Source organism: Mesorhizobium sp. WSM4817 (assembly GCF_055811135.1).
On the sequence record NZ_JBVVQQ010000020.1, the window covers coordinates 129,755 to 142,025 of the forward strand.

Here is a 12,271-nt window from a genome sequence, read left to right on the forward strand (position 1 = left end):
TCCACGCCAATATGAGGAGCCGCCAGCCGGCGGCAAAGGCCGCAAACACAGAATAGACTGTGCTCTATAAGTGAACAATAAAGCGACTTTTGTTCACCGTTTTGCGAACACCTGAGGCTTGTGTCGCCACAAAAATTCGGCTCCCGTGATCGGCAGGTATTCGCGACAGGTTTTCAATGAAGGACACCAGCATTGGTCAGAAAAGACAGACGCCCGAATGTTCTCCTGATCACCTGCGACCAGTGGCGCGGCGACTGCCTGTCGGCGGCAGGCCACAAGGTGGTGCGAACGCCGAATGCCGATGCGCTCGCCGCCGAGGGTGTGCTGTTTCGACAGCATTTTGGCGGGGCGGCGCCCTGCTCGCCGGCACGCGCCTGCCTCTACACCGGCCTTTACCAGATGAACAACCGCGTCTGCCGCAACGGCACGCCGCTCGACGCTCGCCATGGCAACATCGCACTCTCGGCACGCAGTCTCGGCTATGATCCGACGCTGTTCGGCTATACCGACGTGTCGCCCGATCCGCGCACGCTGACGCCAGGCGACCCGCGGCTGAAAAGCTATGAAGGCGTGCTGCCCGGCTTCACCGTGCGCCAACTCCTGCCGGAGCACCAGAAACCGTGGCTGTCATGGCTCAAGGCGCGCGGCATCGATAACAGCGCCGGTTTTCCCGATATCCATCGCCCAGCGGACGAAATCGTTGCTGCCACGACGGACGGCGCCGTGACCACCTCACCGCCCGTCTACTCGAAGGACGAGACCCCAGCCGCCTTCCTGACCGGCGAATTCGTCCGCTGGCTCGGCGAACAGGAGCGCGGTACACCGTGGTTTGCGCATCTTTCCTTCCTCAGCCCGCATCCGCCCTTCATCGTGCCGGAGCCTTACAACAAGATGTATGATCCAGCCGACGGAACAACCTTCCGCCGCGCCGCGAACTGGCAGGCCGAGGCGCAGAGCCACCCCTACCTTGCCTATGAACTTGGGCAGCAGCAGCGGGCAAATTTCCGCCCCGGCGCAGAGGGCAAGGTGCGCGACTGGGGCGACGACAATTTTCGCCGCATCCGCGCGCTTTATTACGGCATGATCTCGGAAGTCGACGCGCAGCTTGGCCGCATCTGGCAGGTGGTCAAGGCGGCGGATGCCTGGGACGACACCATCATCGTGCTGACCTCTGACCATGCCGAGATGATGGGCGACCATTTCATGCTGGGCAAGGGCGGCTTCTTCGACGGTAGTTTTCATATTCCGCTGATCATCCGCGACCCGCGTCGCCGCAAGGCGGCCGGCGCCAGCGTCGACCGCTTCACCGAAGCAGTCGACATAGCGCCGACATTGCTCGATCTGCTTGGCGAGGTATTCCCGCCGCATCTCGACGGACAATCGCTGAAGCCGTTCCTGGATGCCGGGGAGCCGGACAATTGGCGCGAGGCCGCGCATTGGGAGTTCGATTTCCGCTCGGTTGCCGACGCTGATGCCGAGCGCTATTTCGGCATCGGTCCGCGCCAGTGCAATCTGGCGGTCATCCGCACGAAACAATTCAAATATGTACATTTCGCCGGCGGCCTGCCGCCGCTGCTGTTCGACCTGGAGAAGGATCAGGACGAACTGAGCAATGTCGCTGCCGATCCGGCCTATCTGCCGGTCCGGCTGGAGCTTGCCGAAAGGCTGCTTGCCTGGCGGGCCTCTTTCATCGTTGGCGCAAGCTAGCGCATCATCATGCGCTGGGTGTCGCGGTTTTGCGCATATGTGGCCTTGTCATAGGGGGCCTGCGCCTCGAGCTGCTCCTTGGTGAAGTTCGTGTAGAGATAGCGATTGCCATCCTTGTCGGTCATGAATTTAAGGTTGTCCATGCCGATCGCCACTTCCTTCTCGCCAACGCCGAGGAAACCGCCAACGTCGATGATGACGGCGTCGACCTTCTTGTCGCCGGTCAGCACGACGTCACCAATCTCACCGACGTTGACATCGTTGGCGCCATAGACCGTGGTTCCAACCAAATCCTCGGAGCGGATTTCGTTGATCGGCATTTCGGTCAGCGCCGACTTGTCGATCGCCGCGGTCTTCGTCTGGTCGGGGGTTGCGTCAGGCGTTGCTGCAGCCGGAGCCTCGGCTGTCTTGTCCGCCGGTGCCGGAGCAGCCGGGTCAGGCGTTGCTGCAGCCGGAGCCTCGGCTGTCTTGTCCGCCGGTGCCGGAGCAGCCGGGTCTGGCGTCGTCGCCGGAGCCTCGGCTGTCTTGTCCATTGGAGCCGGAGCAGCGGGTTCAGGCGTTGCCGCCGGAGCTTCCGCAGTCTTCTCCGCCGGGGCTGGAGCCGCAGTGACAGCAGGGGTGGTGGTCACTGGCGCCGGCGTCGCCGCGTCAGTCGATGCGGTTGTCGCCGGGGCGGGATCATAGGGCTCGCGGTCGAACTCCGGCAGCGCCTCCAGGTCTTCCTTCGTGGTCTCCGCGACCAGCCAGCGGTCGCCGTCCCTCTCCGCCCACTTGGCCTTGTCGAACTGATAGGCGACATTCTTTTCGCCAACCTCAAGGAAGCCGCCGACGCCAATGATCAGCGACTCGGCCTTGCCATCCTTGGCCAGAACGATGTCGTTCACGTCGCCGATGTTTTGAGCGTCGTCGCCATTGCCGTTATAGACGGTTTCGCCGATGATATTCGTGGCAAGGTTGCCGTCGGCACTCTTCACAGGTTCGGCCGGAGCTGCGGCGCTATCGGCTGGAGCCGCCGGAGCATTCTGCGCCGTTGTATCCGTCGAGGTCGATGGAGCGGGAGCCGTAGCCGTGGTGTCGGTGGCCGCAGGAGCCGGATCATAGGGCTTGCGATCGAAGTCCGGCTGAGCCGTCAACTCATCTTTTGTGGTTTCGGCAATCAGCCAGCGGTCGCCATTCCGTTCGGCCCATTGCAGCTTGTTGTAGTCGAAAGCGACATTCTTGGCACCGACGCCAAGAAAGCCGCCGACGCCGATGACGACGGATTTCGCCTGACCGTTTTCATCGAAGACGACATCACTGACCTCACCGATATTCTCGGCATCGTCGCCGGTGCCGTTATAGACGGATTCACCAATGATATTGGTCATCAGGCTGCCCTCGGCCCGCGCAACGGGAGCCGCCGGAGCGGTCTCCTGGACCGCCGGGTCCTGGGTGGGCGCCGGTGTGGTGGCTTCCTGCGCATACGCACCAGTCGCAATCAACGCTGCCAGTGCGGTGGTGGATAAAAGGGTGCGGATCATCGTAATCCTCCTCGTGCGTTATCTCTGGCCGCGAGCAGGGGAGATCGGTCGCGGCGTTACACATTTCACAACGTCGTGACCGCGCCGTTGTTCCGACACCAGGGCGAGCGTTGTGAAAAAACCACCCGAATCGCGCTCAATTATGCGTTTGGCCGGGTGAGATTGGCTCCTGTATTTTCGTTAGAGCGGCGGAACTTTTTTTCAACCGCCCCGTTTCGGCCCATGGCTCGGTCTGTTACGGCCGATGATTATCCAATGGTAGCCAAGAAAAATCGGAGCGGGGGAATGCGATTTGCGGCGGTGCTGAACCAGGAGGGCGGCACCCTGCGAACGGTTGATCTCTCCGCCTTCACCGACCGAATGCGCCAGACATTGGAGGCAGCAGGCCACCGCATCGATATCGAAATCGTTGCCGGCAGGGACATTGTCGCAACGCTGGACCGCATCGCTTCCAGGCATAGTGTCGACATTGTGCTGGCCGGTGGCGGCGACGGCACCATTTCGGCCGCGGCGGCTCGGTTGATGGGCAGCAAGAAAGCGCTTGCCATTTTACCGGCTGGCACGATGAACCTGTTCGCGCGCGGGCTCGGCATTCCACAAACCCTTGACGCGGCCGTGAAATCCTTTGCCGACAGTGAGGTTATTGCAGTCGATATGGCAACCGCCAACGGCAAGCCATTCGTGCATCAATTCTCGATCGGCATGCATGCTAGGATGGTCCAGCTTCGCCAAGCCATGGAGTATGGCTCGCGGTTGGGAAAGATGCGGGCCTCGGCAAAGGCTGCCTGGGCGGCGATCAACAACCCTTCGGCGATGAAGGTGACGCTGACCATCGGCGAGGCCGAGATCGTGACGCGCACCACCGGCATCGGCATCACCAACAATCTGTTCGGTGAGGGTCATCTGCCCTATGCCGACAATCCCGCCGGCGGCGTGCTCGGCATCTATGTCACGGTGGCGCGGCGGCGTGGCGAACTGGTCAGGGTCCTCTTCGACATGGCGCGCGGCAAATGGCGCGACAGCGAGCATGTGGAGATCCACCAGGCTGACCGGGCTGTTTTGAAACTCCACTCGGCTGCGAAGAAATTTCGCGCCGTCATGGATGGCGAACTGGTCAGGCTTGACCGCGAAACGACGATGGAAATTCATCCTGGTGCGCTGAACGTTCTCGTCCCGGCGCGCGCCGTCCAAGCGAGGGCAGCGTGATGCATCCCGGCACAGTCGATCGGAAGGCTTCAGCCTCTGGGAATCTCGCCCTGCTCATTCCTGGGAAGCTCGCCCTGTTCGGTTGTCGGCGTCCGGTCTATCATGTTGCCGTAGATCTCGGCGATGCCCCAGGCGATAAACGCCAAAAGCAGCGCAGCGATCAAGATACGGAAGGTGTGCCACCCCCAGCGTCCCTGCCGGGCTTTGTCTTCAGGAACGATCTTGGGCATGATCGGCCTCCATTTCGGTTGGCGCTGGCATTTCGTTTGGCGCTGGCATGTCGGTTGGCGCTGGCGGCGCGGCTGGCAAAATGTGGTTGGGTAACGGTTCCTCAGGGCGAAGGTTCCGGTTTCAGGGCCCGGCAACTGGGCCCAGCGCGGATGGCTGCAAGCCGATGCATCTGGGGGACTTGTGGATAGCAGGGTAGTGACAAAGCCGAATCTGCCGGTCGATGTCCTTAGCGTGGTAACGGCGCAGGATCGGCTTGCCGTGCTCCATGATCTCGATGCAATCGACACGGCGGCCGATCCTGACTTCGACACTATCAGTGGGCTCGCCGCCGCGGTGATGCAAACACCTGTCGCGCTGGTGACGGTCGTCGATGTCGAGCGGCAGTGGTTCACGTCCTGTGTCGGCCTGGACGAGACCGAGGCCGCGACCGATACATCCTTCTGCGCCCACACCATTGCTGCCGGCGACCAGCCGATGGTGGTGACGGATGCGACCATGGATTCACGCTTCAACGCCAGCCCGCTGGTCACTGGCGAGCATCATTTCCGTTTCTATGCGGGTGCGGCGATTGTGGTGGCCGGTGCCCGGATCGGCACGCTCTGCGTGCTCGACCGGAGGCCGCGCGGGTCGCCGTCCGCCGCCCAGCTCGAACAATTGACGGCGCTCGCCAGCCTCGCTGCCAGCCTGTTCGCATTGAAGGACGCCACCCGCAACGCCGCCAGCGCCGCTGCGGCACTGGCGCGCGAGGAAAAGCGGCGCGGCATTGCGCTCGATGCCGCATCGCTCGCGAGCTGGGCATGGGATATCCATAGCGATATGATCGAATGCGATGCCCGATTGTCCGAGCTGTTCGACCTGCCGCGCTCGACCCGGCTGAGAGCACGCGATATCCTCGCCGCCATCGACCCGCGTGACGCCTACCAGACCGAGACGCGCTTTCGCGACGTGCTGAGCGGCGGCGACGATTATTTTGGCGAATACCGCGTCAAGGGCTTCAGCCCGCCGCGCTGGCTCGCTACGCGCGGCCGGGTCATCGAGCGTGACGGCGACGGCAAGCCGACGCTGATCTTCGGCGTCAACTACGACATCACCGAACGCAAGCTCGGCGATGAGCGGCAGCGGCTGTTGCTGCGCGAGCTGAACCATCGCGTCAAGAACACGCTGGCCACCGTCCAGGCGCTGGCGACGCAGACAGTTCGCCATGCCCGCCAGCCGAGGGATTTCCTCGACGCCTTCAGCGCCAGGCTTCAGGCGCTGGGCGCCGCCCACAGCCTGCTGTCCGACCGCGAGTGGCGCGGCATTGGCATCCGCGAACTCGTGCAGATCGAGGTCAAGCCGTTCGACACCGCCGATCAGCCGCGCATGACGATCTCAGGCGCCGATCTGCTGCTTTCGCCTGACCAGGCAGTCGGGCTTGGCCTGATCCTGCATGAACTGGCCAGCAACGCGCTGCAACACGGAGCGCTGTCGGCGGTGTCGGGCACGGTCGATCTCGACTGGAAGGCACAGGTTAGGAAAGGCGCCCGGCGCCTGGTCCTGACCTGGCGCGAAAGCGGCGGGCCTGAAGTTGCCTCGCCCGAACGCCACGGCTTTGGCTCGATCCTGATCCGCCGCAGCCTGGCCAAGGTCATCTCCAGTGAAGTGACCCACGAATTCCGGCCGGAAGGCGTGTTCGCTGAAATATCGATGCCGCTGGAGGATCTGCCGAAGTGACCGCTCGACCATGGACCCGAACCAAAGGTCCGCGTCAGGGAAAAGTGGAACCCGGTTTTTCGGCCGAACAAGAAGAAACGCTTCGAGCTATTTCGCCTCGCCGGCATCCGGATCGTCGGCATCGGGCTTTGTGTTCTCGCGGTAGATGGCGTAGGCGGCGAGCGCAATCGCCGGGGCGAGGATGGTGCCGAGGCCGCCTTTCCCCTTGAGTAGCGCCGGCAGCACGGCGAGCGCGGCCGTCATGCCGACCGCCTTCATATCGGCATTGCGCCTCCGCGCCCGGCGTCGGGCGCGCGCGCCGGCCGACAGGTGATGGATGAGCAGGAGGAGCCCTGCAATCACCAGGAAGCCGACCCCGAAACCAAGGCAGGCTGCCATCGGCCCATAGCGACCCGCCACCCAGACATAGGCCGCTCCGACGAGGAAACCGAGGCCGCACAGTGCTGCAAGTGCTGCGAGCGCATAGACGATCGCAGCCGTGCGCGCGCGGCGCACGGCGGCAACGGCTTCACCCGAGGCGAGGCCCGAGATCAACGATGCCAGCATTCGCATCTGGGCTGAGACTAGCGGCGCGCGAGAAGCGCAAACAGAAAGCCGACGCCTGCCGCGATTGCCAGCGACGTCACCGGCTTTTCGCGCACGCTCGCCACCACTTGCGCTTCGAGATCCTTGGCGTTGCTGCGCATATTTTCAAAGGCTGCTTCGCCTTGGGCGCGCAATTGCTCGACCCCTTCCGCAGCAACCCGACGGGCAGTCCCGTAACCATGTTGGCCGGTCTCGGCCAGCTGTTCGGTGAGTTTCTGAATGTCGACTTTCAGCTGCCTGATGTCGTCTTCAAGGTCCGAATTCGGCCGGCTTTCGTTCGGGGACTTTCCTGCGGCAGTCGCCATTGCTTGACTCCTTGCGTTTGCTCGGGTCGAAACGTTCGACCCACCCCAAGGTTCCGAAATCGGAACAACGGCCATGAAAGGGTTTTTGCGCAGCCGAGTCCAGCCCGGCACGTCTCCGGCAGCCGCTCAGATCAGCGGTCGGCGACCTTCGCTCAACCCTTCCCAGCGGGCGAGGTCCTTGAGCCTTTCGTTGTCGACCACCTCGCAGCCGCCGTCGCGCCAGAAGATAAGCTTGCGATCGATCAGCTTGCGGATCGTCTTGTTGGTGTGGACCAGCGACAGGCCGAGCGTATCGGCGAGGTGCTGCTGGGTGATCGGAATCTGCACGGGCGTCCTGCCGTTCAACCCGACCACCCTGGCGCGAGTGGAGATGAAGGCGATCAGATAGGCAGCACGCTCGAGCGCGGTGCGTCTGCCGATACTGAGCAGGTTCTCGTCGAGCATGCGCTCCTCTCGCGCGGCGATCCAGGTGATGTCGTAGGCGAGGCCCGGATGGCTGCGGTAGAGTTCGGGGAGGGCCTCCCGCTCGAAGAGGCAGAGCAGCATCGGCGACAGAGCTTCCACGGAGTGCTGCATTTCGCCCATCAGACTGCCTTGCAGACCGATGAGGTCGCCTGGCATGGAATAATTCAGAATCTGCCGGCGGCCATCCGACAGCAACTTGTAGCGGAAGGCCCAACCCGACAGCACTGTATACAGATGGGCACTGCGGCTTCCCTCAACCAGAACCGTGTCGCCCTTCTCGACGGCCAGTTCGCCCTTCTTGAAGCCATTGACGAAGACGAGTTCCTGCTTCTCGAACGCCCGGAACGCCGGCAACGGCCGCAGCGGGCAGTTCTCACATGTATACCGGCGGGCGGACAAGGAACGGCCGTTCTGGCCAGACATTTCAATCCTCTTTGAAGCCCTCTTCCGGAGGGCGATAGCAAACGTCCCTGCAGGCGTCGAGGTTCCGCCATCTGCGGCGGCATGTCTTTTTTAAATGACAGGATGCGAAATAACTTTAAATGACAGGAAGCCAAATAGGGATCATGACTCCTCTAGCCCTTGCGCTCCCTGTTCCCTGCGCCCCACGGAGACATCGCCACGTGCCCCCATTGCTGGACGGATTGCGGATTCTTGTTCTGGAGGATGAATTCCTGATCGCCATGGATGTCGAGCAGCTTTGCCGCGACTATGGCGCCGGCGATGTTGTCGTCGCCCGCGATCTGGCTGAGATCGATCGGCAGAGCATTGCCTCGCAATTCGACGCGGCCATCGTCGACCTCATGCTGGGCGGCACTTCGACACTCGATTTCGCTTCGCGGCTGCGCGAATCGGGCGTGCCTTTCGTCTTCGCCTCGGGCTATTCCGAGATGGACGAAATCAGGGTGGCGTTTCCGGATGTCAGGTTGGTCACCAAGCCCTATTCGGGAGACGATCTCGTGGAGGCGGTGGCGTCGGCGTGCGGGCGCGGACCTGTTGTTTGATGTCCGCAAACCGGAGCCCGATTACCGGGCCCGACATTAATTACAGGGTCCCACATTACCGGTGCTGCGTATTCAGGCGGCGTTCGACCCCGTCACCTGAGCCGAGATCGCATCCGGGCCAAACTCGTCGTCGCCGGAAATCTTCAGGATTTCCTGCAGCCGCGTGCGGGCGCGGCTGACGCGGCTCTTGATCGTTCCGACCGCACAGCCGCAAATTTCGGCGGCTTCCTCGTAGGAAAAGCCCGACGCGCCGATGAGGATGATGGCTTCGCGCTGGTCCTCTGGCAATTGCTCGAGCGCGCTCCGAAAGTCCTTGAGGTCGAGCTGGCCGTGCTGGGCCGGATGGACGGCCAGTCTGGCGGTCATGATGCCGTCGCTATCCTGCACCTCGCGGCCGCGCTTGCGCATCTGCGAATAGAATTCGTTGCGCAGGATGGTGAACAGCCATGCCTTGAGATTGGTGCCCGGCTCGAAGCTCTCATGCTTGTCCCACGCCTTCACCAGCGTTTCCTGGACCAGATCGTCGGCCTTGTCGGCGTTTTGCGTCAACGACACGGCAAAGGCCCGCAGGCTCGGAATCGAGGCGAGCAGATCCGTCTTGAAGCTCTGGGAGACGGCCGCCATGCCTCAGTCCTTTTTCCGTGCAGGTTGGGCCTGTTCCAACTGGCTGAGCAATTGGGCGAAACGATCCGGCACGCTGTCGGAGACCAGCTCGTCGTAATATTGTTTGAGTTTGCGGCCGATTTCCGAGTTTGACCCGAGCGGGTCGCCGGAAGCAGCCCGGCGCCTGTTCGTTGCAGCGCCAGCCGTGTTGTCTTTCCTCATGTCGTCATTTCGCCCTTTGTTCCCAGTACCCTGCCGCCCTTCAATACGCGACGCAAAGCAACCGGCCCCCTCGTCTGGTTGCCCGTCCCGATCTCAAACGCCTTCCGCTTACATTAGTTCCAACCCCTCGGAACTTTTTCGGAAAGCCGGCGTTTATGCTTTCAGGGTTTATTCTCGGGGCTTGTCATTAGCTTGGCCTACAATCTATGCAATTACGTCAGAGGGAGACGTCTATCATGAGCCTATCCGCAACCATCGCTCCACACCTGCCGTTCCTGCGCCGCTTTTCGCGGGCCGTCTCCGGATCGCAGGAGAGTGGTGACGCGCTGGTCGCCGCGATGCTCGAGGCCATCATCGCCGACGTCGACATCTTTCCAAACGCGTCGAATGACCGCATCGCGCTCTACAAGGTCTTCGCCAGGCTATTCACCTCGGTCGCCATCCGCGTTCCGCAGGAACACCCGCAGTCGGCGTGGGAACAGCGCGCCGCCGCCAATCTGAACGCGATCTCACCCCGCCCCCGCCAGGCCTTCCTGCTGGTCGCCGTCGAAGGTTTCAGCGAAGACGAGGCGGCGGAGATCCTCGACGTCGACGATCAGGAGTTCTCCGAGCTTCTTGCCGAGGCCAGCAACGAGATTTCCCGCCAGGTGGCAACCGATGTGCTGATCATCGAGGACGAGCCGCTGATCGCCATGGACATCGAGCAAATGGTCGAGAGCCTGGGGCATCGCGTTGTCGGAACGGCGCGTACCCATGCCGAGGCGGTGGCGATGTTCGCCAAGACGCGGCCGAAGATGGTGCTGGCCGACATCCAGCTTGCCGACGGCAGCTCGGGCATCGAAGCGGTCAACGAGATCCTGTCGACCACCCCGGTGCCGGTGATCTTCATCACCGCTTTTCCCGAGCGCCTGCTGACCGGCGAGCGGCCGGAGCCGGCCTTCCTCGTCACCAAGCCGTTCAATCCGGAGATGGTCAAGGCCCTGATCAGCCAGGCGCTGTTCTTCGATCGGCACGCGAAAGCCGCTGCATAGGCCGGGCAGCCCGGCCCTGAGCGGCCCTTTCCACAGTTCCTCCGATCGCCCGTTTTCCACAGATGAGTAACGCTGGCCGCTTGCGGCCGGCACACGCTCTTGCAACTCACCTGCGCATGACGATCCAATTCGAGCGGGAAAGCTTTCCGGGGCTCGTCTTTTTCGGGAAATGCTGGAACAAACGGCAGCGAAAGACGTTTTTGGCATACTATTTGAAGGAGATGGACCATGCTTTACTGGGCCCTCGTATTTCTCGTCGTCGCGATCATTGCAGGCGCTCTTGGCTTCGGCGGCATTGCCGGCACCTCGGCTGGTATAGCGCAGATCTTGTTTTTCATCTTTCTCGCTTTCCTGATCATTTCGCTTATTGCGGGCTTGTTCAAACGCGCGTCGTGAACTGCGATCGAACACTGGGAGCCGCACCCCTCAAGCGGTTTCCAGCTACCGCCGGGCGGTGTCCTTAGCAGGACGTCGCTCGGCGGACTCTTTTTGGAACCCAATTTTCCGTCAGCCGTTCAGCCTGCATTGGCGGGTGAAGTGACCGATGCAATCCAGAGCCGGAGACATGAAAGACAGCGGACGGAGTGATGAGATCATCGCTTTGCAGTCCGCTGAGAGTGGAATGCAGGTTGGCCGGGCCCTTCTCCATGCACTGCACAATGCCGGTATTTCGGTTCTCTATCAGGATCGCGAGATGAAAACCGTCTGGGCCCGCAACATGCGCCCGCCCTGGATTGCCGACACGGGGATTTCCGGCACGGGGGTTTCCGACACGGGGGGTTCCGACACGGGCGACGGCAACGGCATCCTGCCGCTTGCGCAGGCGGAGCGCATCGGCGCGGCCAAACGCAAGGTCGTCGCATCCGGCAATCCGGAACATCTTGAACTCAGCATTCCCGCCGACGATGGCGTCCGCTGGTTCCAAATATGGGTAGACGCGGATCATGACGACGGCGGCGCCGTGCAGGGCGTCGTCACCACCATGGTCGAAACGACCGAGCAGAAACGTCGCGAGCAAACCCTGAAGACGCTGCTGCGCGAGGTCAGCCACCGTTCGAAGAACCTTTTGGCCATCATCCAGAGCATCGCCACCCAGACCAGCCATTATTCGGACACGCTCAGTGACTTCCTGACACGCTTTCGCGGCCGGCTGCAGTCGCTTGCCTCATCCCAGGACCTGGTGACCTCGTCCAACTGGCGGGGAGCGGCATTGCGCGAACTGGTGTCCGGCCAGGTCGGCCGCTATGGAGCCGACCCTGTGCTCAGCCTGCGTTTTCGCGGTGCAAACCCCTACCTCAATCCCAATGCCGCCCTGCATATCGGCTTGGCCATGCACGAGCTTGCCGTCAATTCTGTCAGCTATGGCGCTCTGTCGCGAGCCGACGGGTTCGTCGAGGTGACGGCCGATCTGACGGCCGCTTCCGCTGGCGAGACCGCGCTGTCGCTGACATGGGCCGAGGCCATCGGAGCCAATGACAATCAGCCCAGCGAGAAGCGCTTTGGCAGCGTCGCGCTCGAGCGCGTCGTGCCTGCGTCGTTGAACGGCACGGCGAAACTTGAAATCAGCGGGGATCGTCTCGAATATCATCTCGTCGTTCCTCGCAGCAATTTCGAGACGGATTGAACGGGCAACAGCCGAGCCCAAGAGAACTGGCCGAGGGGGTTGGGGCCAAGAGGGG

At 62.4% G+C, this 12,271-nt stretch carries 14 protein-coding genes; 7 read left to right on the forward strand and 7 right to left on the reverse strand.

From position 1 onward, the window contains the following. Window positions 1–192: 192 nt before the first annotated feature. The gene (locus tag AC0L2K_RS24720; RefSeq protein WP_473532549.1) at window positions 193–1,707 is read left to right on the forward strand and encodes an alkaline phosphatase family protein; all 1,515 of its coding nucleotides are present in this window, start codon (window positions 193–195) and stop codon (window positions 1,705–1,707) included. On the opposite strand, the gene AC0L2K_RS24725 is transcribed toward AC0L2K_RS24720, so the two are convergent. Then, entirely contained in the window at window positions 1,704–3,227 is a 1,524-nt protein-coding gene (locus tag AC0L2K_RS24725; protein ID WP_473532550.1) for a PRC-barrel domain-containing protein, read from the reverse strand. The genes AC0L2K_RS24720 and AC0L2K_RS24725 overlap by 4 nt on opposite strands. 285 nt (window positions 3,228–3,512) lie before the next feature. Between AC0L2K_RS24725 and AC0L2K_RS24730 the strand changes: the two genes are divergently transcribed. Next, a complete protein-coding gene (locus AC0L2K_RS24730) occupies window positions 3,513–4,433 on the forward strand; it encodes a diacylglycerol/lipid kinase family protein (protein WP_128168775.1) in 921 nt (306 codons plus the stop codon). A 29-nt stretch (window positions 4,434–4,462) separates the two neighbouring features. Here AC0L2K_RS24730 and AC0L2K_RS24735 read toward each other — a convergent pair whose 3' ends face one another. Next, on the reverse strand, window positions 4,463–4,663 hold the full coding sequence (locus AC0L2K_RS24735) for a hypothetical protein (RefSeq protein ID WP_023797117.1): 201 nt from the start codon (window positions 4,661–4,663) through the stop codon (window positions 4,463–4,465). Between the two features lie 196 nt (window positions 4,664–4,859). Here AC0L2K_RS24735 and AC0L2K_RS24740 point away from each other — a divergent pair, with 196 nt between their 5' ends. Next, entirely contained in the window at window positions 4,860–6,377 is a 1,518-nt protein-coding gene (locus tag AC0L2K_RS24740; RefSeq protein WP_287229610.1) for a sensor histidine kinase, read from the forward strand. An 87-nt stretch (window positions 6,378–6,464) separates the two neighbouring features. Here AC0L2K_RS24740 and AC0L2K_RS24745 read toward each other — a convergent pair whose 3' ends face one another. The 3 genes from AC0L2K_RS24745 to AC0L2K_RS24755 all read right to left on the reverse strand — a co-directional run bounded on the left by AC0L2K_RS24745 (window position 6,465) and on the right by AC0L2K_RS24755 (window position 8,155). Further along, window positions 6,465–6,929 (reverse strand): hypothetical protein, encoded by a 465-nt coding sequence (locus AC0L2K_RS24745; protein WP_473532551.1) that lies wholly within the window; start codon window positions 6,927–6,929, stop codon window positions 6,465–6,467. Between the two features lie 11 nt (window positions 6,930–6,940). Further along, window positions 6,941–7,267, reverse strand: coding sequence for an ElaB/YgaM/YqjD family protein (locus AC0L2K_RS24750; RefSeq protein WP_023797113.1), 327 nt, complete (start codon window positions 7,265–7,267; stop codon window positions 6,941–6,943). Between the two features lie 126 nt (window positions 7,268–7,393). Further along, on the reverse strand, window positions 7,394–8,155 hold the full coding sequence (locus AC0L2K_RS24755; protein ID WP_473532552.1) for a Crp/Fnr family transcriptional regulator: 762 nt from the start codon (window positions 8,153–8,155) through the stop codon (window positions 7,394–7,396). A gap of 260 nt (window positions 8,156–8,415) precedes the next feature. Here AC0L2K_RS24755 and AC0L2K_RS24760 point away from each other — a divergent pair, with 260 nt between their 5' ends. Further along, window positions 8,416–8,736 (forward strand): response regulator, encoded by a 321-nt coding sequence (locus AC0L2K_RS24760; protein WP_473532555.1) that lies wholly within the window; start codon window positions 8,416–8,418, stop codon window positions 8,734–8,736. Window positions 8,737–8,808: 72 nt separating this feature from the next. Here AC0L2K_RS24760 and AC0L2K_RS24765 read toward each other — a convergent pair whose 3' ends face one another. After that, on the reverse strand, window positions 8,809–9,360 hold the full coding sequence (locus tag AC0L2K_RS24765) for an RNA polymerase sigma factor (RefSeq protein ID WP_023797110.1): 552 nt from the start codon (window positions 9,358–9,360) through the stop codon (window positions 8,809–8,811). Window positions 9,361–9,363: 3 nt separating this feature from the next. Continuing rightward, entirely contained in the window at window positions 9,364–9,561 is a 198-nt protein-coding gene (locus AC0L2K_RS24770) for a NepR family anti-sigma factor (protein ID WP_473532553.1), read from the reverse strand. Between the two features lie 236 nt (window positions 9,562–9,797). On the opposite strand from AC0L2K_RS24770, the gene AC0L2K_RS24775 reads away from it, so the two are divergent. The 3 genes from AC0L2K_RS24775 (at window position 9,798) to AC0L2K_RS24785 (ending at window position 12,216) form a co-directional block, all read left to right on the forward strand. Next, window positions 9,798–10,592 carry a response regulator gene (locus AC0L2K_RS24775; RefSeq protein WP_023797108.1) on the forward strand — a complete coding sequence of 265 codons (795 nt, stop codon included), beginning with the start codon at window positions 9,798–9,800 and terminating at the stop codon, window positions 10,590–10,592. Between the two features lie 228 nt (window positions 10,593–10,820). After that, window positions 10,821–10,988 carry a DUF1328 domain-containing protein gene (locus AC0L2K_RS24780; protein WP_023797107.1) on the forward strand — a complete coding sequence of 56 codons (168 nt, stop codon included), beginning with the start codon at window positions 10,821–10,823 and terminating at the stop codon, window positions 10,986–10,988. 148 nt (window positions 10,989–11,136) lie between these two features. Continuing rightward, window positions 11,137–12,216, forward strand: a complete 1,080-nt coding sequence (locus AC0L2K_RS24785) for a sensor histidine kinase (RefSeq protein ID WP_473532554.1) — start codon at window positions 11,137–11,139, stop codon at window positions 12,214–12,216. Window positions 12,217–12,271: the final 55 nt, after the last annotated feature.

Coding starts and splice junctions, on each gene's coding strand:
- AC0L2K_RS24770 (WP_473532553.1), bottom strand. CDS start 9,561: ATGAGGAAAGACAACACGGCTGGCGCTGCAACGAACAGGCGCCGGGCT.
- AC0L2K_RS24775 (WP_023797108.1), top strand. CDS start 9,798: ATGAGCCTATCCGCAACCATCGCTCCACACCTGCCGTTCCTGCGCCGC.
- AC0L2K_RS24745 (WP_473532551.1), bottom strand. CDS start 6,929: ATGCGAATGCTGGCATCGTTGATCTCGGGCCTCGCCTCGGGTGAAGCC.
- AC0L2K_RS24755 (WP_473532552.1), bottom strand. CDS start 8,155: ATGTCTGGCCAGAACGGCCGTTCCTTGTCCGCCCGCCGGTATACATGT.
- AC0L2K_RS24735 (WP_023797117.1), bottom strand. CDS start 4,663: ATGCCCAAGATCGTTCCTGAAGACAAAGCCCGGCAGGGACGCTGGGGG.
- AC0L2K_RS24750 (WP_023797113.1), bottom strand. CDS start 7,267: ATGGCGACTGCCGCAGGAAAGTCCCCGAACGAAAGCCGGCCGAATTCG.
- AC0L2K_RS24780 (WP_023797107.1), top strand. CDS start 10,821: ATGCTTTACTGGGCCCTCGTATTTCTCGTCGTCGCGATCATTGCAGGC.
- AC0L2K_RS24730 (WP_128168775.1), top strand. CDS start 3,513: ATGCGATTTGCGGCGGTGCTGAACCAGGAGGGCGGCACCCTGCGAACG.
- AC0L2K_RS24765 (WP_023797110.1), bottom strand. CDS start 9,360: ATGGCGGCCGTCTCCCAGAGCTTCAAGACGGATCTGCTCGCCTCGATT.
- AC0L2K_RS24785 (WP_473532554.1), top strand. CDS start 11,137: ATGCAATCCAGAGCCGGAGACATGAAAGACAGCGGACGGAGTGATGAG.
- AC0L2K_RS24760 (WP_473532555.1), top strand. CDS start 8,416: ATGGATGTCGAGCAGCTTTGCCGCGACTATGGCGCCGGCGATGTTGTC.
- AC0L2K_RS24725 (WP_473532550.1), bottom strand. CDS start 3,227: ATGATCCGCACCCTTTTATCCACCACCGCACTGGCAGCGTTGATTGCG.